This window comes from Achromobacter dolens (assembly GCF_902859745.1).
In the GTDB taxonomy this organism is placed as follows: Bacteria; Pseudomonadota; Gammaproteobacteria; order Burkholderiales; family Burkholderiaceae_B; genus Achromobacter; species Achromobacter dolens.
Genome location: NZ_CADIJW010000036.1, coordinates 41,704 through 62,575 on the forward strand (window position 1 = coordinate 41,704; position 20,872 = coordinate 62,575).

Genomic DNA, 20,872 nt, shown 5'->3' on the forward strand with positions numbered 1-20,872 from the left:
TTATCGAGACTTCCCGATTGATGTTGCATGTCGGGTTCAGCACTGTCAATGCGGGTATTCAATGAGGCCAGCAAGCCTAGCCGCCCGCGGGCGCGGCCGCTTTGCGCTGGATCAGACCGGGTCGAGCCAGGCCAGCAAAGCCATCCTGCCGGTCTCGCTGTCGCGACGGTAGGAAAAGAAGCGTCCGGCGTCCGCCACGGTGCACAGGCCGCTCAGCGTGACATCCTGTACGCCGGCCCGGCGCAGGCGGAATTCGGCCAGGCCGGCCAGGTCGGCCAGCCATTTGCCCGAAACGCCCGGACGCGGCCGGAAGTAGGTTTCCGTGGCGGGATCGTCCGCCAGGAAGGCGTCCAGCACGTCGCGACCGACCTCGAAGGCTTCCGGCCCGATGCCCGGGCCGACCCAGGCGCGCCAGGCGGTAGCGGCCGGGGCCTTGGCGCGCATGGCGGCCAGGGTGTTTTCCAATACGCCGCCGGACAGGCCGCGCCAGCCAGCGTGGGCCGCGCCCAGGACGCTGCCGTCGGCGTCGGCGATGACCACCGGCAGACAGTCCGCCACCATTACGGCCAGCACGCGGCCCGGGCGCGCGGTGACGCTGGCGTCCAGCGCCGGCTCGTCGGGCAGGTCGGCGGCGTCGGCGTCGACCACGTCGCTGCCATGCACCTGCCGCAGCCACAGCGGCTCGGCCGGAAGCGCCGCGCGCAAGCGGCGGCGGTTCTCGGCCACGGTATCGGGATCGTCTCCGGCGCGGCGGCCCAGGTTGAAGGTGTCGTGCGGCGCCACGCCCACGCCGCCGGCGCGGGTGGTGCAGAAATAGTTGACGCCGGCCCACGCCGGGCCGGTCACCACGGGCAAGCCTTCAATCACGCGTTCCATGCGATCGCTTCCTGGACCAGGGTCATGTCCGCCGGCACGGGGGCGGCGAACTGAACCTCGCCGCGACCGCCCGGATCATCGAAATGCAGGGCGCGGGCGTGCAGCATCTGCCGCTGCGCGCCCGCGATGTTCTTGCCGCCGTAGATCGCATCCGCCAGCAGCGGATGCCCGAGGCTGGCAAGGTGCACCCGGATCTGGTGGGTGCGGCCGGTTTCCAGGCGGCACACCACCTCGGTGACGCGGCCGCCGGGATCGACCTGGCCGCACCGCGCGGGGGCATAGTGGGTGATGGCGGGTTTCGGCGCCACGGGCCGCTCGACGCTCATGCGCACCGGCACGCGCGGGTCGCGGCCGATCGGGCGGTCCACCTTGCCGGCGCGGACCAGCCAGCCGTGCGCCAGGGCGACGTATTCACGCCCCATGCTGCGCGCCTGCAACTGGCGCACCAGATGGGTCTGCGCGATTTCATTGCGCGCCACCACCATCAGCCCCGAAGTGTCCTTGTCCAGCCGGTGAACGATACCGGCGCGGGCCACCTGCGCCAGTTCGGGATAGCGATGCAGCAGGCCGTTGAGCAGCGTGCCGCTCCAGTTGCCGGCGCCGGGGTGCACCACTAGGCCGGCGGGTTTGTTCACCACGATCCAGTCGGCGCTTTCATCGACCACGGGGAAATCGATGGGTTCGGGGGCGAAAGCCAGCGTCTCGGGAGCCGGCTGGGCCCAGACCGTGATTTCGTCGCCCGGCCCCACCGTCTGGCGGACCTTGCCGGGCGCGCCGTTGACGTGGACGTTGCCGGCCTCGATCCAGCCCTGCAGCCGGCTGCGGGAATGGTCCGTCAACAGTCCGGCCAGCACCTTGTCCAGCCGGTCGGCGCGGGTGCCCGCGGGCACCGTTACAAATTGCGGTTCGCCGCGCGGGTTTTCGCCGGAAAGGCTCAGGAGCTCATCGTCGGAAACGAGATCTGCGCTGATGGCTGTATCGGACATGGAGACAAATCATATAATCAGCCTGCCATGCTAACACCAAGGATACGATTCTCGTGATTCACCACTCCGCAGCTCCCTTGAACCCCGCCTCCCGAAGCGGGTCGGTTTTGCGCGTGGTTATCGCGCTATTTGCCGTCATCGCGATCGCCGGTTGCGGTTCGACCAACAGCAAGTACGACAAGACCACGAACTGGAGCGCCGAGCAGCTCTACGCCGACGCCAAGGCCGAAATCTCCTCGGGCGGCTGGAAAGAAGCGCGCGAGCGCCTGACCGCCATCGAGAGCCGCTATCCCTTCGGCGTCTACGCCCAGCAGGCCCTGCTCGAGCTGGCCTACGTCAACTGGAAGGATGGCGAAAACGAACAGGCGCTGGCCGCGATCGACCGCTTCCAGCAGCTCTACCCCAACCATCCCGGCACCGACTACGCGCTGTACCTGAAGGGCCTGATCAACTTCACGCCGGCCAGCGCCTTCATGAGCAACATCACCGGCCAGGATCCGGCCGAACGCGACCCCAAGGGCCTGCGCGCCTCGTATGACGCGTTCAATGACCTGATCAAGCGCTACCCGGACAGCAAGTACACCCCGGATGCCATCAAGCGGGTGGCCTGGCTGGTCAACACCATCGCCATGAACGAAGTACACGTGGCCCGCTACTACTACGAGCGCGGCGCCTACATCGCCGCCGCCAACCGCGCGCAGACCGTCATCACCGACTTCGAGGGCGCCCCCGCCACCGAGGAAGCGCTCTACCTGATGGTGCAGTCCTACGACAAGCTCGGCATGACCGAACTGAAAAACGACGCGCAGCGCGTGCTCGACAAGAACTTTCCCAACAGCTCGTTCAAGGACAAGGGCCTGAAGGCCGACAAGAGCTGGTGGAATCCGTTCAACTGAACACCGACAGTATGGGAAGCCCCTCGATCTCTCGAGGGGCTTTTTTTTGTCCGGCGACGTCCTTGGGTCCTATTCGCGCGGTGCGAGTCAGGACGGTCCGCTTCTGCCTGGCCAGCCCGCCCTATTCCTGCTTGCGGCGGTAGAAAGCCAGCACCTCTTCCAGTTCGCGCGTCCGCGCGAATGGCGGCAAGCCGCGCCACAGGCGCTTGCCATAGGGCTTCTCGACCAGGCGGGCATCGCCCACCATCAGTACGCCCCAGTCCGATTCCGTGCGGATCAGGCGGCCAGCGCCCTGCTTGAGCGAGATCGCGGCCTCGGGCAACTGGTATTCCGAGAACGGATTGCCGCCGTGGGCGCGACAGGCCCGCAGCCGCGCCTCGATCACCGGATCGTCCGGTGGAGCGAACGGCAGCTTGTCGATCGCCACCAGCGTCAGCACGTCGCCCGGCAGGTCGATGCCCTCCCAGAAGCTGGCGCTGCCCACCAGCACCGGGTGCGTCAGCTTGCAGAAACGGTCCAGCAGGTCGCGGCGCGTGCCCTCGCCCTGCTTGAGCAGCGGCCAGTCGTGGCCGGCGTCGTCGAAGGCGTCGGCCAGCAGGTTGGCGACCTTGTCCACGGCGCGCAGCGTGGTGCACAACACCAGCGTGCCGCCCGGGCTGGCTTCCAGCAGCGGCAGCAGCGTCTGCACGAAGCGGTCCAGGAACTGCGGCGATTGCGGCTCGGGCATGCCGCGCGGCACGAACAGCAGCGCCTGCTCGGGATAATCGAAGGGCGATTCCCACTTGCCGGTGCGGGCGCGATCCAGGCCCAGTTGGCCGGTGAAGTGCGTGAACTCGCCATTCACCGACAATGTGGCCGAAGTCATGATCCAGGCCTGGCCCGGCTTGCGGTATTTGGAGAATGCCTGCGCCACCGACAGCGGCGCCGAATGCAGCCGCACATGGTGTTGGCCATGCTCGACCCAGCGCACCGCCGGGCCGGTCCATTCCACCGCCGCGGCCGCGCCTTCGAGGATCGCGGCAGGCGTGGACAGGCCATCGCCCAGCGCCGGTTGCGGGGCCGATGCCGGCGCCTGGTCGTCGCGGCCCCAGCCCTCGTCGTCGAAGCCGGCGCCGTCGCGGCCCGGCGTGGCCCAGCGCTTGAGGCGCACGGCGATTTCAGCGCCGCTGCGGGCGGCGGCCACCAGGTCGGGATGGCGCTCGGCGACCGAACCCAGCGCGTTGGTGGCGATGTCCACCGCCTCGCGCAACACCGCGAACGCGGCATCGAACTCATCGGCGTTGGGAATGGCCTCGAACGTGGCCTTGCGGCCCGGCAGACGCTCGAGCGGCGCACAGACCAGGCGCAATTCGCGCGTGGCGGTTTCCAGGTGCCGCGCGACGTCGCTCCATTTGGTGGCTTCGCGCGCATAGGCCAGGCCGGCGGCTTCGAGCGCGCGGCCGAAATCCAGCAACTGGTGCGTCGACACGCTGCTGCCAAGGAAGCGGGTGGCCGTGTCGGGCAACTGGTGCGCTTCGTCGAAGATGACGGTGTCGGCCTCGGGCAGCAGGTCGGTGACGCCCTCTTCGCGCAGCACCAGGTCGGCCATGAACAGGGCGTGGTTGACCACCACCACGTCGGCTTCCTGCGCCTGACGGCGAGCCTTGACCACGAAACAGTCGCGGATGCGCGGGCATTCCTGGCCCAGGCAGTTCTCGCGGGTCGAGGTGACACGCTGCCAGATGTCGGCGTCTTCGGGCACCTGGGCCAGGTCGCCGCGGTCGCCGGTCTTGGAAATGCCGGCGAACACCTGGATCTGGCGCAGTTGCTGGATTTCGGTGCGCGACTTCAAGGCGCGTTCGTCGCCCTGCAGGCGATCAAGATGGTAGTGACAGACGTAGTTGCCGCGCCCCTTGAGCAGCGCGGCCGTCACCGGAGCCGCCAGCGCCGCCCGTACCCGCGGCAGGTCGCGCGTGAACAGTTGGTCCTGCAGCGTGCGGGTACCGGTGGAAATCAGCACCTTGCCGCCCTGGATGAAGGCGGGTACAAGATACGCCCAGGTCTTGCCGATGCCGGTGCCGGCCTCGGCCACCAGCGTGGCGCGGTCCTGGATGGCCTGGCCGATGGCCTGGGCCAGTTCCACTTGGGAAGGGCGCGGCTTGTAGCCGGGCAAGGCCGACGCGAGCGGGCCGTCCTCGGCGAAGAATTCGGAGATGTCCAGGTCCAGCATGGATACAGCCTGGCGTCGAAGGCGACCGTGCCGGTGGACGGTCGGGGCGCCAGACCCAGAATGGGTGGGAAAGGACCAAATGATACCCGCTGGCGCTGCGCTTTTCCGCCCAACGCGTCGCAAACGTCCCGTCCCATGGGGACGGATGTGTCCACCCTGGCACGTTCTGTAACAACGGCTTATGGCACAATCCGCCCCTTGTTTTTCCTTTTTTGCCGTCGTATCGAGATGTCTGAAACTTCCGTTATCACGAACGTCGCCGCCGGCGTCGACAATGCCCGCATCGTTGCCCAGCTCGCCACCGAGCTCGGCGCACGCGCCTCCCAGATCGCCGCGGCGGTGGAACTGCTTGACGACGGCGCCACCGTGCCGTTCATCGCGCGCTACCGCAAGGAAGCCACCGGCGGCCTGGATGACACCGTCCTGCGCAACCTGGAAGTGCGCCTGGGCTACCTGCGCGAACTCGAAGAACGCCGCGGCGCGATCCTCGAATCGATCTCGCAGCAAGGCAAGCTGACGCCCGAACTGCAGCAGGAAATCGCCAGCGCCGACACCAAGCAGCGCCTGGAAGACTTGTACGCGCCGTACAAGCCCAAGCGCCGCACGCGCGCCCAGATCGCCCGCGAGGCCGGCCTGGAGCCGCTGGCCGACGCCATCCTGGCCGACCCGGCCTGCGACCCGGCCGCGCTGGCCGCGCAGTACCTGAATCCCGAAGCCTCGATCAACGACGCCAAGGCGGCGCTGGACGGCGCCCGCGACATCCTGGCCGAGCGCTACGCCGAGAACGCCGACCTGCTGGCCGACATGCGCGAGCACCTCTGGTCCACCGGCTATCTGTATTCCAAGATGGTCGACGGCAAGGAAACCGAAGGCGCCAACTTCCGCGACTGGTTCGACTTCAACGAGCCGCTGCGCACGCTGCCGTCCCATCGCATCCTGGCGCTGTTGCGCGGCCGCCAGCAAGGCGTGCTGGAAATCCGCCTGGGACTGGAAGCAGAACTCGAAGCGCAAACCCCGCATCCCTGCGTGGCGCGCATCGCCAGCTTCCTGAAGCTGGGCAATGGCCTGTTCGCCCTCGACGCCTCGCCGCGCGCGCGCTGGCTGGGCGAAGTCTGCCGCTGGACCTGGCGCGTCAAGCTGGTGACGGCTTTCGAAAGCGAACTGATCGGCCGCCTGCGCGAGACCGCCGAGGCCGAGGCCATCCGCGTGTTCGCCGCCAACCTGAAAGACCTGCTGCTGGCCGCGCCGGCCGGCCCCAAGGCCGTGCTGGGCCTGGACCCTGGCATCCGCACCGGTTGCAAGGTGGCCGTGATCGACCGTACCGGCAAGGTGGTCGACACCACCACTGTCTACCCGTTCGAGCCGCGCCGCGACCGCGAGGGCACCATCAACACCCTGGCCGCGCTGGTCGCGCGCCACAAGGTCGACCTGATCGCGATCGGCAACGGCACGGCATCGCGCGAAAGCGAGAAGCTGGTAGGCGACATGCAGGAACGCTTCCCCGACCTGAAGGTCACGCGTGTGGTGGTATCCGAGGCCGGCGCCTCGGTGTACTCGGCATCGGAAACCGCCGCGCAGGAATTCCCTGATCTCGACGTGACGTTGCGCGGTGCCGTGTCGATCGCGCGCCGCCTGCAGGATCCGCTGGCCGAGCTGGTCAAGATCGATCCCAAGGCCATCGGCGTCGGCCAATACCAGCACGACGTCAACCAGCGCGAACTGGCGCGTTCGCTGGACGCGGTGGTCGAGGACTGCGTGAACGCGGTCGGCGTGGACGTCAACACGGCCTCCGCCGCGCTGCTGGCGCGCGTGTCGGGCCTGAACTCGCTGCTGGCCAAGAACATCGTGGCCTGGCGCGACGAGAACGGCGCCTTCCCCACCCGCGAACAACTGCGCAAGGTGCCGCGCTTCGGCGACAAGGCTTTCGAGCAGGCCGCGGGCTTCCTGCGCATTCCCAACGGCGACAATCCGCTGGATGCCTCGTCGGTGCACCCGGAGGCGTATCCGGTGGTCGAGCGCATCGTGGCCAAGATCAAGGCCGAGGTGAAGCAGATCATCGGCCAGCGCGACGCGCTCAAGGGCGTGTCGCCCTCTGATTTCACGGACGAGCGCTTCGGGCTGCCGACGGTGCGCGACATCTTCGCCGAACTGGAAAAGCCCGGCCGCGATCCGCGTCCCGAGTTCAAGACCGCCCAGTTCAAGGAAGGCGTCGAGACGCTCAACGACCTGTACCCCGGCATGGTGCTCGAAGGCGTGGTGACCAACGTCGCCAACTTCGGCGCGTTCGTCGACATCGGCGTGCACCAGGACGGGCTGGTCCACATCTCGGCGCTGGCCGAGAAGTTCGTGAAGGATCCGCGCGACGTGGTGCGCGTGGGCCAGACCGTCAGCGTGAAGGTGCTGGAAGTGGACGTGGCGCGCAAGCGCGTGGCCCTGACCATGCGCATGAACGACGCCGCCGTGCCCGCCCGGCGCGGCGCTGACGCCCCCAAGGGCGGCGATCGTGGCGGCCGCCGCCCGCAGGGCGACGGCGGCCGCGGCAACGCCGGCGGCAGCGGCGCAATGAACAGCGCCATGGCCGACGCATTCGCCAAGCTCAAGCGTTGAGCCCCTCCCCTGGCCGCTCCCCGCAGGAGCCGGCCAGGCGGCCTGCCCAAGTCTCACCAACCGGCGCACATGCGCCGGTTGTCATTCACGGTTGTCATTCAACTAAGGACTTTCCCTCAAAGTCCGCCCCTCCTTGCGTTGTCTCAAGCCGGACGCAACAAAAATAAGAGAAAATATCGAATTGTGTCTAAATAATAAGCCGGCGGATCGGGCACGCACGGCGGAAGCAAACCCATGATCAGGCGAGCTGCGGCGCAAACGTCTATCAGGTCGAAGCACAAGAAAAACAGCGCCATACCAGAGACACCGGAGATCCGTCCCGCCATGCGCAACACAATTACGCTTGCCGCCAACGAAACGGCAATCATCACCAAGAAGGAAGCCAGCCCGAGCGGCGCCTACAACGAGGTCACTCTCGGCCAATATGCCCACCTGACCGTGGATGGCGCCGAAGTCACCTTCAAACACATCACGCTGGAACGCCTGGGCAACCGGGTCATCGAGCTGGCCAACGGCGCGCAACTGCACGTGGGCGCGCTGGGATTCGCCAGCATGGGCGCCAGCATCACCTACCGCATCGGCGCCGGCTGTGCGCTGACCTTCGATGCCAGCCAATGGGATCCGGAAGTCGTGGCCAACACCACGTTCGATTTCGTCAGCCAGGGCAGCGGCACGCTCAAGTATTTTCCGTTCATCAACCCCGAGTGGCTCGACTGCCCCAACGTGACAGGCTATTCCGAAGGCGACATGCTGGAAATCGCGGGCCAGGGCAGCGCGCAACGATTCCAGGTGCGCGACGGCCGCATCGTTTCCGCCAACGCGCGCTAGCGGCGGCGACGCGCGGCAAGCCTTTCCTGGAGAACAAAAACGACAAGGGCGGCGCAATGGCGCCGCCCTTGTCTTGCCGCCTGCGCGGCGTTATTCCTGAGCCATCGAGCGCAACGCGTCGCGCGTCTTCGCCAATTGCGCCTGGGCGTCGCCGACGGCGCCGGCCGGCGCCGTCGCCACGGTGACGCCGTCCAGTACCGCAGTCAGGCCCTCAGCCGTGGCTTGCAACAGAGCCTCGGGAGACTCCGCCTGCAGGCGGCGCATCAGCGCGCCGGCTTGCTTCGGATCGGCAAAGCGTTGCGACAACAGCAGCTCCTCGCCATCGGCGGCCAGGAAGCGGAAACGGAAGCCGCCGTCCTCGTCACGGAAACTGACGAAACGCGCGCCCTTGCCTTTTTCCTTCCTGGCCGGCGCGTCCTTGCCCGGCGCCTGCGCGTTCAGGTTGCGCAGGCCCACGGCCTCGCGCAGCTCGCGCATCATCGGCACCGCCAGCTTGCGCGCCTTGGCGGCGCCGGCCTGCAGCACGTCCTCGATGCGGCCGGGGTTGGCCATCAGGTCGAAGTAACGCTCGCGCATCGGCGCCAGCAGGTTCTCCAGGTGATCGTAGAGCGCCTGCTTGGCCTCGCCCCAGCCCAGGCCTTCCTCGAGTTGCTTGCGGAAGGCCGCGGCCTGTTCGTGCGTGGCGAAGGCGCGGTAGATGGTGTACAGGTGCGAGCCTTCGGCGTCCTTGGGTTCGCCCGGTTCGCGCGAGTCGGTGACGATGCGCATGATCGAGGCGCGCAGCGCCTTGGCGCCGCCCTCGAACAGCGGAATGGTGTTGTTGTAGCTCTTGGACATCTTGCGGCCGTCCAGGCCCGGCAACGTGGCCACGTCCTCTTCGATGGCGACCTCGGGCAGCGTGAAGTATTCGCGGCCGTACAGGTGGTTGAAGCGCTGGGCGATGTCGCGCGCCATTTCCAGGTGCTGGATCTGGTCGCGGCCCACCGGCACCTTGTTGGCGTTGAACATGACGATGTCCGCCGCCATCAGCACCGGATACGAGAACAGGCCCATGGTCACGCCGTCATCGGGATCCACACCCTTGGCCACGTTCTGGTCGACCGAGGCCTTGTAGGCGTGCGCGCGGTTCATCAGGCCCTTGGCCGTGACGCAGGTCAGCAGCCAGCTCAGCTCGGGGATCTCCGGGATGTCCGACTGGCGGTAGAAGGTCACGCGCTCGGGATCGAGCCCGACCGCCAGCCAGGTGGCGGCGATTTCAAGCCGCGAACGGGCCACGCGGGCCGGGTCGTCGCACTTGATCAGGGCGTGGTAATCGGCCAGGAAGAAAAACGCGTCGACGCCCGGTTGCGTGCTCGCCTGGACCGCCGGGCGGATCGCGCCAGCGTAGTTGCCGAGGTGGGGGGTACCGGAGGTGGTGATGCCAGTAAGGACGCGGGTGTTCATGGACGATGCAGGCGTTTGCTTGGTGAAACGCCCAGTGTAACGTGCCGCGCGGGCGACGCCGTGGTTACAGGACGGCCAGCAGCGGCGCGGCCAGCGCGCACACCCCGCCGGCCGTCAGCGCGGCGCGCGGCCGGAAGGTCAGGAACCAGATCAGCAGCAGGCCGGCGATGCTGAGGATGCCGATCCATTCGACCGTGCCATAGCTCCAGCCCCAGACTGCGGCCGAGGCGCACAGCGACAGGGCCAGCGCCAGCCAGCCGAAGACCCGCAACGGCACGCGATGGCGGCGTGGCAAAGCGCGGTCGAACAGGTCTTCGTAGTGACGGTCCATGCCCAGGCACAGGGCGGAGAACCCCGCATAGGCCAGGCAGAAGGCGGCGAGCGTCATGGCGTATCACCTCGATTCATAGGCGGCTTCGGAAGGGGAATGCGGCGGCGTCGGGACGGATGACTCGGCGGGACGGGTCCGGGCCTGCACTTGCGCCGCGGCGGGCGCGGACGCTTCAGCGGCCGTGGCGGCGCGAGCACGGACGGGCGTCTTGGCAGCGCCCCTGGCCGGCGCCTTGCGCGCCCGGGCAGCCTTGCGCGCTATCCAGCCCAGCAGCAACGCGCCCGCCAGGCAGGTCAGGTCGAATCCCGCCATGACCCAGTCGCCCGCCGCCAGCGACACGCCAAGGTGACGCGAAGTGGTCAAGGCATTGACCACCGGCACCAGCGCCAGCGAAACAGCGGCCAGTCTCAGCAGATCCACCCACTTGCGCTTCGGGAACAGGAACGCGTATGCCAGCGACAGGCCCCAGGCGGCGAAGAACGCGCGCACTTCCCACAACTGGCGACCCGGGAGCTCGGCCGGCAACAGCCGGTTGGCCCAGAAGAACGCGGCGACCGCGATGAACAGGCCGGCGATGGTGCCGGCATTCAAACCGTCCACCAGGCGCAGCGAGAAGGCCTCGCGCGCACCGGGGCGCGCCTTCTGGCGGCGCTTGGCGATCCATAGCACCAGGCCGGAACCGACCATGCCCGTGCCCGCCAGGCTGACCAGGAAATAGAACCAGCGCAGCAGCGGCTCGGCGAACAGGCCCAGGTGCAGGCCGACGACCACGCCGGCGGTGCGCACGGTGGGGCTCAGTTCGTCCTGCCCTTCCTGGTAGGCGCCGCTGACGCCATCGAATCGCATGTAGGGCGCCAGGCGGCCGTAGGACACGCCATCGGCCGCATCGCGGGTGACGGTGACCGTGGCGCCGGCATCGCCGGGATTGTTGACCGTGACGCGGCCCACGCGGCCATGCCAGCGCTGCTGCGCCTGCTCCACCAACGGTGCGAGCGCCGTCAGGGGCGCCGCCTCGTTGCGCGGCGGCGTGACCTTGAATGCCGCGAACACGTCATCCGAATATTGCCGCGGGTTTTCATAGACCGCCATGATACCGGCGGGCATCAGCATGGCCATGAACAGCACCAGGCCGCTGAAGGTGATCATCAGGTGAAACGGCAACCCCAGCACCGACAGCGCATTGTGGCCGTCCATCCAGGCCCGCTGGCCGCCCTTCTTGGGGCGGAAGGTGAAGAAGTCGGCGAAGATCTTCTTGTGCGTGATGATGCCGCTGATGATGGCCACCAGCATGAACATGCCGGCGATGCTGGCAAGCCAGCGTCCCCACGGGAACGCCATCTCGAGTTCGAAATGGAAGCGGTAGAAGAAGTCGCCGCCGCGCGTTTCGCGCCCGCTGACGGCCAGCCCGGTCCGCGGATCAAGCTTGGCGCGCACGAAGCCGCGTTCGCCCGGCTTGGGCTTGGGCACCTGGTACAGCAGCTGGATCAGCGGTTCGCGATCGGTTGGCGGCGTGATGAACCAGCGCTTGGCGTCGGGCGCGTGCTCGGCCAGGTAGCGCTGCGCCATGGCCACGGATTCGAGCGTGGGCGCGGCCTGCGCCTGGATCTCGGGCTGCATCCAGCGGGTGATCTCGGGACGGAAGAACGACAGCGTGCCGGTCAGGAACATCGCGAACAGCACCCAGCCGAAGATCAGGCCCGACCAGGTGTGCAGCCACGACATGGATTGGCGCAGGCCCTCTTCGCCTTGCGCTTTTCCGGTGCTGGGTTTCATGCGCCACCCACCATGCGACCGATCAGGAACAGGCCGCCGAACAGCGCCGCCGGCAACAGGATGCCGGCCCAGGCGCGCCAGGCGTTGCGGGTGGCGAACACCCAGATGACGCCACAGGTGTAGACCACGAAGGCCGACATCTGCGCCGTGACGACGGCGTCGGCGCGCTGCATGGGCAGCCAGACGGCCAGGCAGGCCGCGGCCGCCGAGGCCAGGCCGTAGCCGCCGAGGATGGCGGCCAGGGCCCGCGAGGCCACGGCCAGACGGTAGCGCATCATGCCTGCGCCGGCTGCGGGAGCTTTCACTTGGTCACGTTGAAGGTCAGGGTGGAAACGTAGCGGATCCTGGCGTAGGCCTTGCCATCGGCCTCGCCGGCCTTGTCCTCGACGTGGGCGGCTTCCAGCACGTACTGGCCCGGCCACGGCGTGGTGATCTCGATGCGGCCGTTCTCGTCGCTGCGCAAGCGCTTTTCCCACTTGGGCGGGCCGAACACGGTGACCTCGGTCTTGGCCAGCGGCTTGCCCTTGAACTGCAGCACGAAGGTGTTGCTGCCCGCGGCGGCCGGCACCAGTTCCAGGTCGAGCTTGCCCTGGGTGTCTTCGCGGCCGGCCTTGGCGCCGTACTGCATCAGCGTGTCCTTGAACTGGATCGGCTGCGACAGGCGCACGTCGCCCTTGCCGCTGGCGGCGAACTCGACGAAATCCGCGCCCTCGGCCGACGCCTTGAGCGCCTTGCCATCGGCACCGGTCACCACCGGCGCCACCAGGACCTTGCCCAGCAGGCCGTCGCGCTTTTCACGCAGGTCGTCCGCCCATTCGCCGAAGTACGCCTTTGCCGCCCCCTGGTCGGCCCGCTCGAGCCAGACGAAGTGCGCCTGCGCCGCGCCGGCGCTGCCCAGCAGCGCGATGGCTGCCAAAGTCCTTGCGAATTTCATTGTCGATCTTCCTGTTGTGAATGCCGATCTGGAACCGCCCCGCGACGGCTCTCTCTCGGCAAGGGTCTGAATTATAACCATTCTCACTACGATGTGAGGCTTTGCGTGCCTGCCCGTCCACGGCTACGCCGCGAACGGGCCGTCCGGCCTACCAGCGATAACGCAGGCTGGCCTTGATCGAGCGCTGGTAGCCGTACCAGCACCAGGAATCGCCCGAGCAAGAAGCGATGTATTCCTTGTCGAACAGGTTCTGCACGTTCAGCGCCACCTGCATGCCCTTGAGCGACGGCGACACGCGGCCCAGGTCGTAGTCCAGCATCAGGTCGAACAACGTGACTGACGGCACCTTCATGGTGTTGGCCTCGTCGCCGTACGACGACCCGATGTAGCGCACGCCGCCGCCCACGCCCAGGCCGGCCAGCGCACCGCCCTGCAACTGGTAGCGGGCCCAGGCCGAAGCCTGCTGCGAGGGCACGCCCACCGGCGCCTTGCCCTTCAGGTTCAGCCCGGAGGTGCTTGGATTGGCCTTGGAATAGGCGTTATCGAGCAGCGAATAGCCCGCCATCAGTGTCAGCCCGCGCAGCGGTTCGGTCTTGGCTTCCAGCTCGATGCCCTGCGTACGCAATTCACCGGACTGGATCTGGCAGCGCGCGTTGGACGTGCCGCACAGATGCGTCGGGTCCGGATCGGTGGTCAGCATGTTTTCGCGGCGGATGTCGAACGCGGCCACCGACAGCAACGTCGCGCTGCCCGGCGGCTGGTACTTGATGCCGACCTCGTACTGGTTGCCCTCGATCGGCTTGAAGGGCGCGTTGTTCCAGCCCGCGCCCGACTGCGGTTCGAACGATTCGGAGTAGCTGAAGTACGGCGCCACGCCGTTGTCGAAGTTGTAGATCACGCCGAAACGGCCGGTGAAGGCCTCCGCGCGCAACGACGAGGGCGTGGTGCGGCCGGTGGCGATGGCGGTGCTCTCGCCGACGTTGCGCGACCAGTCGTAGCGTCCGCCCAGCAGCACCGAAAGGCGGTCGATCTTGATCTGGTCCTGGAAGTACAGGCCGGTCTGGTACTGCTTGGTGGTGGCGTCGGTGGAGAACGCCGGCACCGGGATGTCCTGGTGGTTGTCCGGGTTCATCACGTTCAGCGCGGGCGCGCTGCCAAAGCCGGACAGCGTGTCGGTCTTGACATGCTGGTAGTCGAAGCCCAGCAGCACCGTGTGGCCGAAGGCGCCGGTATCGAAGCGCGCCTGCAGGTTGTTGTCGATGGTCAGCGCGCCGACCTCGACGTCGGTCGCGATCGCGGCACGCTGCTGGTACAGGTAACGGCTGTCGGTGTAGCCGTAGAAGCGGCTGGACGCGCCATAGATGCTGCGGTATTTGGCGTCGGAATGGGTCCAGCGCAGGCTCTGCGTCGCCTTCAGGGCATCGCTGAAGCGGTGGTCCAGCACGTAGCCGAGCGAATAGCTCTTGCGGTCGCTCTTCTCGAAATTGGCGTCGCCGTCGTAGTAGCGTGGCGACAGGCGGATGCCGTCCGGCGCTGACAGCAGCGTGCGCATCGGCGGCGCGGCGCCATACGACCCCATGTCGGGATCGCGTTGGAAGTTCGTCAGCACGGTGAGCGAGGTGTCGCCGTTGGGCTTCCAGGTGAAGGCCGGCGAGACGAAGTAGCGGCGCTCCTTGGTGTGGTCGATCTGGCCGTCTGACATGTAGCCCGATCCCACCAGGCGGTACAGGTACTTGCCCTCTGCGTCCAGCGGGCCGCCGAAGTCGAAGTTGGCGCGCCTGTAATCGTAGTTGCCAACCTGAAGCTCGACTTCATGCAGCGCTTCTTCCAGCGGCCGCTTGCTGACCTGGTTGACCACGCCGCCGGGGCCGCCCTGCCCGTACATCACCGAGGCCGGCCCTTTCAGCACGTCGACCCGCTCCAGACGATAGGCGTCCACCTGCGGCAAGGCATCGCGCCCGCCGAACACACGCAGGCCGTCCAGGTAGGTCGATGCGGAGAAGCCGCGCACGCTGAACTGGTCCAGCCGCGTGGCGGTCGCGCCGCGCGTTTCGGTCGCCACGCCGGGCGTGTAGCGCAACACCTGGTTCAGCGTCTGCGCGCCCTGCTCCGCGATCTGCTCGCGCGTGACCACGGACACCGATTGCGGCGTCTCGATCAGCGGAGTGTCGGTCTTGGTGGCGCTGACGCTGGCGCCGGCCACGTAGCCCACGGTCGGCGCGAAGGCGCTCAGGGAATTGGCCGACACCGTCACCGGCGCCAACGTCAGCGTGTCGCCGGAGGGCGCCGCCACCAGCGTCCAGGAATTGCCGGCCTGGGCCCGCGCCTGCAGACCACTGCCAGCCAGGATGCGGGCGAAGCCGGCGCCCACCGGATAGGCGCCGTTCAGGCCTTCGGACCGCAAGCCGCGCACCTGCGCCGGATCGAACGACAGCACCACGCCCGCGCTGCGCGCGAATTGGGTCAGCGCATCGCCCAGCGGGCCAGCGGCGATCTGATAGGTGCGCGGCGCCTGGGCCGCGGCGGGCGAGGCTTGCGCCCAGGCGGCGGGCGCGGCGGCCAGCCAGGCGCCGGCGCAAGTGGCGGCGAGCACGGCCAGACGGCCGGCGGTCAAGGATGCGCCCAGGCGCGGGCAAGATGAAGCGGACACGAAAAACTCCCTTGTACGTAGGTCTCTATCTCTGCCTTTCCGTACCAGGAAGAAAAACCTGCAATGCATCGATCAGGAAATTTGTAACGCTCAGGCCGCGCGTGGCCCGACCTGCAGCCAGTACTGTGTGTGGCGCGTCACCACGATGGGCAGCGCCGGCTCCAGCGCCCGGAGCGCGCGCTCGGCGTCGTCCAGCGGGAACACGCCCGACAGCCGCAGGCCCGCCACCGCCGGGTCCACCCGGATCACGCCGACTCGCTGGCGCGCCAGGTAGTCGGCGAAATGGTCCAGGCGCCAGTCCTTGGCCACCACCAGACCGTCGACCCAGGCCAGGCGATCCGGATCGGCCGCCTGCCGCTCGACCCCGCCCAGGTCGTCGTAGCTCAGGCGTTCGCCCGCTTCGGCAGCCTGCGTCGACGCGCCATCGCGCAGCAAGGCGACACTGCCCTCGTAGACACCCAACTGTGCGCCACCCCGCGTGCGGCGCACGTCGAAACGCGCGTTGTCCGCCAGCAGCACACCATGGCCGGTGTCCACGCGCACCGGGGCGGCGCCTGGTCGCGCCTGCGCGCTCACCAGGATCTCGCCGCGCAACAGGTGGATGCCGCGCGCGCCGCTTGCCAGCCGCAGCGCGCTGTCGCTGTTCAGAGTGACGTGCAGGCCGTCGGCCACCGCCACCGCGCGCCGTTCGCCGATGCCGGTGCTGAGATCGGCGGCCAGGCGCTGCCACGGCACATGCCGGTAGCCAGCCCAACCCGCCACGCCCACCCCAGCCAGCGTCAGCAAATTGCGCAGGGCCACGCGGCGGCCGGGCGTCGCCGGGCCGTCCAGCGCCGTATGCGCCAGCGCCGCGGGCACGCGGCGCGCATCGCGGCCAATCGCTTCCAGCCGCTCCCACGCCTTGCGATGCGCCGGATCCTGCGCCAGCCAGGCCTGACAGGCCTCGCGCTCGCCGGCGTCGGCTATGCCCGACTGCAGGCGCGCCCACCAGGCGATGGCCTGGCGCACCACGGCATCGGGCGGCATGGCGCTAGTCATAAAGCGCGGCATAACAGGCCGACATGGCGCGCATCATGTACTGCTGCACGGAACTGAGCGACACGCCCAGCCGCTGGGCGATTTCGGGATAGGTCAGGCCGTCGAGCTGCGACAGCAGGAACGCCGAGCGCGCCTTGGGCGGCAGCCGGTCGAGCAGGCGGTCAAGTCGCATCAGGGCCTGCATCTGCTCGGCCTGTGTCTCGGGCGACGGCGCATGGGCCTCGGGCAGGTCGGCCAGATAGGCCAGATAGGCATGTTCCAGCGCCGCGTGACGCTGATGATCGATCACCAGCCCCTTGGCGATGGTGGTCAGCAGCGCCCGAGCCTCGCCGGCGCGCACCGTCTTGCGGCCCTGGATCACGCGCACGAACACGTCCTGCGCCAGGTCCTCCGCGCGATGCGCGCAACCGAGCTTGCGGCGCAGCCAGCCGAACAGCCAGGGCCGATGGTCCCGGTACAGGCCGTCGACCTGCGTGGCGGGCGCATCGGCGCAGGAGGCCGGAGACGAAAGGAGGGGGGAAGACACGGGAAGACTGCGGCGCGGGACCAGAAGTCTTCGGATGTTAATTGATAATGACTTGCATTACCAATGCAAATGACGCAAATTGCGCCACGTCCGCCCCCGCGGGCGGACGCTTGCGGCATAACTACAACGTTGCAGTCAGGCGGCGTTCCGACTCGAGGTATTCGCGCGACTGCATTTCCAGGATGCGCGATACCGTGCGATGGAACTCGTTGGCGAGCGCGCCCTCGGTGTAGATCTCTTCCGGTTCGCATTCGGCCGACATGATCAGCTTGACGCGATGGTCGTAGAACACGTCGATCAGCCAGGTGAAGCGGCGCGCCTCGGAAGCCTGGCGCGGCCCCATGCGCGGCACGCCGGACAGGATCACCGCATGGAAGCGATTGGCCAGCTCCAGGTAATCGTTCTGCGAACGCGGACCGCCGCAAAGCGTGGCGAAGTCGAACCACACCACCGAACCGGCCAGCGCCAGCGCGCGGATCTCGCGATGCTCGATATGCAGCAGCGGCTCCTGCGGTGGCGTGTCGGCCAGGCTGTCGAAGGCCTGCTGCAAGGCCTGTTGCGCGCGCTCGTCCAGCGGCGTGTGGTAGCACTGCACCTGCTCGAGCGAGCGGCGGCGATAGTCGACGCCGGCGTCCACGTTCATCACGTCCATGCGCGCCTGGATCAGCTCGATCGCCGGCAGCACGCGGTCGCGGTGCAGGCCGTCGGGATACAGCGTCGACGGCTCGTAGTTGGAGGTCATCACGAACGAAGTGCCGTACTCGAACAGCTTGAACAGCAGGCGGTGCAGGATCATCGCATCCGCCACGTCCGACACGTGGAACTCGTCGAAACAGATCAGGCGGTAGCGCTTGGCCACGCGCCTGGCCACTTCGTCCAGCGGATCCTGCATGCCCTTCACTTCCTCCAGTTCGCGATGCACGCCGCGCATGAATTCGTGAAAGTGCAGGCGCGTCTTGCGCACCACCGGCACGGTGGCATAGAAGGCGTCCATCAGGAAGCTCTTGCCGCGCCCCACCCCGCCCCACAGATAGACGCCACGCGGCACATCGGGACGGTTCAGCAGCTTCTTCAGGGCGTTCGAGCGCATCGCCTTGAACTTGACCCACTCGTCGTAATAGCGCTGCAGCCGGTCGATCGCCTTCTTCTGGGCTTCATCGGGCTTGTAGCCGCGTTCGGCCAGGGCGTGTTCGTAGTATTCGCGGACGTTCATGGAGATGACACAGGCAAAAGAAAAAAAGGGCGGGTCCGAAAACCCGCCCCCTTTGGCAGAGCCGCAGCGTGGCGGATCAGAAGTTCAAGGCGCGCTTGTCGACGGCCAGGGCGGCTTCCTTCACGGCTTCCGACAGCGTCGGGTGCGCGTGGCAGATGCGGGCGATGTCTTCGGCGGCGCCGCGGAATTCCATGATGGTCACGGCTTCCGAGATCAGTTCCGAGGCCATCGGACCGACGATGTGCACGCCCAGGACCTCGTCGGTCTTGGCGTCGGCGATCACCTTGGCAAAGCCGGTGGTGTCGCCCAGCGCGCGGGCGCGGCCGTTGGCCAGGAACGGGAAGCTGCCGGCCTTGTACTCGCGGCCTTCGGCCTTGAGCTGCTGCTCGGTCTTGCCGACCCAGGCGATTTCCGGCGAGGTGTAGATCACCCACGGCACGGTGTCGAAGTTGACGTGGCCGTGCTGGCCGGCGATGCGCTCGGCAACCGCCACGCCCTCTTCCTCGGCCTTGTGCGCCAGCATCGGGCCGCGCACCACGTCGCCCACCGCCCAGACGTTGGGCAGGTTGGTCTTGCAGTCGCCATCCACGGCGATGAAGCCGCGCTCGTCGAGCTTCAGGCCCACGGCATCGGCGTTCAGGCCGCCGGTGTAGGGCACGCGGCCGATCGAGACGATCAGCTTGTCCACCACCAGCTTCTGCTCGGCGCCCTTGGCGTCGACGTAGGGCACGGTCACCGACTTGGCGGTCGCCTTGATCTCGCCGATCTTGACGCCCATCTGGATGTTCAGGCCTTGCTTGGTGAAGGCCTTCAGGGCTTCCTTGGCCACTTGCTGGTCGGCGGCGGCCAGGAACTCCGGCATCGCTTCCAGAATGGTGACTTCCGCGCCCAGGCGGCGCCACACGCTGCCCATTTCCAGGCCGATCACGCCGGCGCCGATCACGCCCAGCGTCTTCGGCACGGCGCCGATGTTCAGCGCGCCGTCGTTGGACAGCACGACCTTTTCATCGAACGGCAGGCCGGGCAGCTCGCGCGCCGACGAACCGGTGGCGACCACCACGTGCTTGGCAACCAGGTCTTCCTCGGCGGTGCCGGTGACCTTGATGGCCCAGCCGCCCTCGACCTGGCCGGCGAACGCGCCCTTGCCATGGAAGAAGGTGACCTTGTTCTTCTTGAACAGGTACAGGATGCCGTCGTTGTTCTGCTTGACCACCGAGTTCTTGCGGCCGATCAGCGTGTCGAGCTTCAGGCTGACGCCCTTGACTTCGATGCCGTGCTCGGCGAAGTGGTGGTTGGCCTGCTCGAAGTGTTCGGACGATTGCAGCAGCGCCTTGGACGGGATGCAACCGACGTTGGTGCAGGTGCCGCCGGGAGCCGGGCCGCCTTGGCCATTCTGCCAGGCGTCGATGCAAGCCACCGACATGCCGAGCTGCGCGGCGCGGATGGCGGCGATGTAGCCGCCGGGGCCCGCGCCGATGACGACGACGTCGAATTGTTTGGACATAGTGTTCTCGCGAATGAGGAGGGAGTGAAACTCGCCCCGGCCCGCGCAAGCCGGCCCGTGGGGCCGGCCGGGCGCCGCCGACACACAGGTCGCGCGGGCGCCGGGCTCAGGGCGCCGAGATTACAGGTCCAGCAACAGGCGCTGCGGATCTTCCAGGGCGTCCTTCATGGCGACCAGGCCCAACACGGCTTCGCGGCCGTCGATGATGCGGTGGTCGTAGGACAGGGCCAGGTAGTTCATCGGACGGATGACGATCTGGCCGTTTTCCACCACGGCGCGATCCTTGGTGGCGTGCACGCCCAGGATGGCCGATTGCGGCGGGTTGATGATCGGGGTCGACAGCATCGAGCCGAACACGCCACCGTTGGAGATCGAGAACGTGCCGCCGGTCATCTCTTCGATGCCCAGCTTGCCGTCGGCGGCGCGGCGGCCGAAGTCGGCGATGGTCTTTTCGATTTCAGCGATGGACAGTTGGTCGGCGTTGCGCAGGATCGGCACCACCAGGCCACGCGGGCTGCCGACAGCGATACCGATGTCGAAGTAGCCGTGGTAGATGATGTCCTTGCCGTCGATCGAGGCGTTGATCAGCGGGAACTTCTTGAGCGCGGCAACGGCGGCCTTGACGAAGAACGACATGAAGCCCAGCTTGATGCCGTGCTCCTTCTCGAACTTGTCCTTGTACTTGTTGCGCAGATCGATGACCGCTTGCATGTTCACTTCGTTGAACGTGGTCAGGATCGCGTTTTCCTGTTGCGATTGCAGCAGGCGCTCGGCGATGCGGGCGCGCAGGCGGCTCATCGGCACGCGCTGTTCCGGACGGCCGTCCAGCGACAGCGTGGTCGGGGCGGGGGCGGCCGGGGCCTTGGCCGGGGCGGCCTTGGCGGCGGGGGCGCTGGCGTTCAGGGCGTCGCCCTTGGTGACGCGGCCGTCACGGCCGGTGCCGGCGACGCTGGCGGCGTCCACGCCCTTTTCGGCGAGGATCTTGGCGGCGGCGGGCGAAGCCACGCCGGCGGCGGCGGTCGAGGCGGGAGCGGCCGGGGCGGCGGCGGCTTGCGCGG

The 20,872-nt window shown here is 67.7% G+C and carries 17 protein-coding genes; 3 read left to right on the top strand and 14 right to left on the bottom strand.

The window, feature by feature from the left end:
• Positions 1–111: 111 nt before the first annotated feature.
• Positions 112–876: a peptidoglycan editing factor PgeF gene (gene pgeF / locus HV783_RS21215; protein WP_054501478.1), complete on the bottom strand. Its 765-nt coding sequence runs from the start codon at positions 874–876 to the stop codon at positions 112–114.
• A complete protein-coding gene (locus HV783_RS21220; RefSeq protein ID WP_054501479.1) occupies positions 864–1,862 on the bottom strand; it encodes an RluA family pseudouridine synthase in 999 nt (332 codons plus the stop codon). The genes pgeF and HV783_RS21220 overlap by 13 nt, the downstream gene beginning before the upstream one ends.
• A 107-nt stretch (positions 1,863–1,969) precedes the next feature.
• On the opposite strand from HV783_RS21220, the gene HV783_RS21225 reads away from it, so the two are divergent.
• Positions 1,970–2,758 (top strand): outer membrane protein assembly factor BamD, encoded by a 789-nt coding sequence (locus tag HV783_RS21225; RefSeq protein ID WP_054501480.1) that lies wholly within the window; start codon positions 1,970–1,972, stop codon positions 2,756–2,758.
• 121 nt (positions 2,759–2,879) lie between these two features.
• On the opposite strand, the gene yoaA is transcribed toward HV783_RS21225, so the two are convergent.
• Positions 2,880–4,967, bottom strand: a complete 2,088-nt coding sequence (gene yoaA / locus HV783_RS21230; protein WP_054501481.1) for a DNA repair helicase YoaA — start codon at positions 4,965–4,967, stop codon at positions 2,880–2,882.
• Positions 4,968–5,195: 228 nt separating this feature from the next.
• Between yoaA and tex the strand changes: the two genes are divergently transcribed.
• Positions 5,196–7,574, top strand: a complete 2,379-nt coding sequence (tex, locus tag HV783_RS21235) for an RNA-binding transcriptional accessory protein Tex (protein WP_144654992.1) — start codon at positions 5,196–5,198, stop codon at positions 7,572–7,574.
• Positions 7,575–7,898: 324 nt separating this feature from the next.
• Positions 7,899–8,402: a hypothetical protein gene (locus HV783_RS21240; RefSeq protein WP_054501483.1), complete on the top strand. Its 504-nt coding sequence runs from the start codon at positions 7,899–7,901 to the stop codon at positions 8,400–8,402.
• Between the two features lie 90 nt (positions 8,403–8,492).
• Here the strand turns inward: HV783_RS21240 and HV783_RS21245 are convergent, their stop codons facing one another.
• The 11 genes from HV783_RS21245 to odhB all read right to left on the bottom strand — a co-directional run.
• Positions 8,493–9,845, bottom strand: a complete 1,353-nt coding sequence (locus HV783_RS21245; protein ID WP_054501484.1) for a tryptophan--tRNA ligase — start codon at positions 9,843–9,845, stop codon at positions 8,493–8,495.
• 64 nt (positions 9,846–9,909) lie between these two features.
• Positions 9,910–10,233: a DUF3325 domain-containing protein gene (locus HV783_RS21250; protein WP_054501485.1), complete on the bottom strand. Its 324-nt coding sequence runs from the start codon at positions 10,231–10,233 to the stop codon at positions 9,910–9,912.
• 6 nt (positions 10,234–10,239) lie between these two features.
• The gene (locus tag HV783_RS21255; RefSeq protein WP_175189825.1) at positions 10,240–11,949 is read right to left on the bottom strand and encodes a PepSY-associated TM helix domain-containing protein; all 1,710 of its coding nucleotides are present in this window, start codon (positions 11,947–11,949) and stop codon (positions 10,240–10,242) included.
• Positions 11,946–12,227, bottom strand: a complete 282-nt coding sequence (locus HV783_RS21260; protein WP_006389389.1) for a DUF3649 domain-containing protein — start codon at positions 12,225–12,227, stop codon at positions 11,946–11,948. The genes HV783_RS21255 and HV783_RS21260 overlap by 4 nt, the downstream gene beginning before the upstream one ends.
• A 23-nt stretch (positions 12,228–12,250) precedes the next feature.
• On the bottom strand, positions 12,251–12,883 hold the full coding sequence (locus tag HV783_RS21265; protein WP_054501487.1) for a DUF4198 domain-containing protein: 633 nt from the start codon (positions 12,881–12,883) through the stop codon (positions 12,251–12,253).
• Positions 12,884–13,031: 148 nt separating this feature from the next.
• Positions 13,032–15,533 (bottom strand): TonB-dependent siderophore receptor, encoded by a 2,502-nt coding sequence (locus HV783_RS21270; protein ID WP_175189826.1) that lies wholly within the window; start codon positions 15,531–15,533, stop codon positions 13,032–13,034.
• 90 nt (positions 15,534–15,623) lie between these two features.
• Positions 15,624–16,571, bottom strand: a complete 948-nt coding sequence (locus tag HV783_RS21275) for a DUF4880 domain-containing protein (RefSeq protein ID WP_175189827.1) — start codon at positions 16,569–16,571, stop codon at positions 15,624–15,626.
• Positions 16,564–17,097 carry a sigma-70 family RNA polymerase sigma factor gene (locus HV783_RS21280; protein WP_175189828.1) on the bottom strand — a complete coding sequence of 178 codons (534 nt, stop codon included), beginning with the start codon at positions 17,095–17,097 and terminating at the stop codon, positions 16,564–16,566. The genes HV783_RS21275 and HV783_RS21280 overlap by 8 nt, the downstream gene beginning before the upstream one ends.
• 121 nt (positions 17,098–17,218) lie before the next feature.
• Positions 17,219–18,310, bottom strand: coding sequence for a cell division protein ZapE (gene zapE, locus HV783_RS21285; RefSeq protein WP_144654987.1), 1,092 nt, complete (start codon positions 18,308–18,310; stop codon positions 17,219–17,221).
• Between the two features lie 76 nt (positions 18,311–18,386).
• Positions 18,387–19,814 (bottom strand): dihydrolipoyl dehydrogenase, encoded by a 1,428-nt coding sequence (gene lpdA / locus HV783_RS21290; RefSeq protein ID WP_006389383.1) that lies wholly within the window; start codon positions 19,812–19,814, stop codon positions 18,387–18,389.
• Between the two features lie 120 nt (positions 19,815–19,934).
• Positions 19,935–20,872 (bottom strand): 2-oxoglutarate dehydrogenase complex dihydrolipoyllysine-residue succinyltransferase (gene odhB / locus HV783_RS21295; protein ID WP_175189829.1); only part of this gene is annotated, 938 nt, incomplete at its 5' end.

Bases quoted from the DNA above. Each gene is read 5' to 3' on its own strand.
- pgeF (WP_054501478.1), bottom strand. From the start codon at position 876: ATGGAACGCGTGATTGAAGGCTTGCCCGTGGTGACCGGCCCGGCGTGG.
- HV783_RS21220 (WP_054501479.1), bottom strand. From the start codon at position 1,862: ATGTCCGATACAGCCATCAGCGCAGATCTCGTTTCCGACGATGAGCTC.
- yoaA (WP_054501481.1), bottom strand. From the start codon at position 4,967: ATGCTGGACCTGGACATCTCCGAATTCTTCGCCGAGGACGGCCCGCTC.
- tex (WP_144654992.1), top strand. From the start codon at position 5,196: ATGTCTGAAACTTCCGTTATCACGAACGTCGCCGCCGGCGTCGACAAT.
- HV783_RS21240 (WP_054501483.1), top strand. From the start codon at position 7,899: ATGCGCAACACAATTACGCTTGCCGCCAACGAAACGGCAATCATCACC.
- HV783_RS21245 (WP_054501484.1), bottom strand. From the start codon at position 9,845: ATGAACACCCGCGTCCTTACTGGCATCACCACCTCCGGTACCCCCCAC.
- HV783_RS21250 (WP_054501485.1), bottom strand. From the start codon at position 10,233: ATGACGCTCGCCGCCTTCTGCCTGGCCTATGCGGGGTTCTCCGCCCTG.
- HV783_RS21255 (WP_175189825.1), bottom strand. From the start codon at position 11,949: ATGAAACCCAGCACCGGAAAAGCGCAAGGCGAAGAGGGCCTGCGCCAA.
- HV783_RS21260 (WP_006389389.1), bottom strand. From the start codon at position 12,227: ATGATGCGCTACCGTCTGGCCGTGGCCTCGCGGGCCCTGGCCGCCATC.
- HV783_RS21265 (WP_054501487.1), bottom strand. From the start codon at position 12,883: ATGAAATTCGCAAGGACTTTGGCAGCCATCGCGCTGCTGGGCAGCGCC.
- HV783_RS21275 (WP_175189827.1), bottom strand. From the start codon at position 16,571: ATGACTAGCGCCATGCCGCCCGATGCCGTGGTGCGCCAGGCCATCGCC.
- zapE (WP_144654987.1), bottom strand. From the start codon at position 18,310: ATGAACGTCCGCGAATACTACGAACACGCCCTGGCCGAACGCGGCTAC.
- lpdA (WP_006389383.1), bottom strand. From the start codon at position 19,814: ATGTCCAAACAATTCGACGTCGTCGTCATCGGCGCGGGCCCCGGCGGC.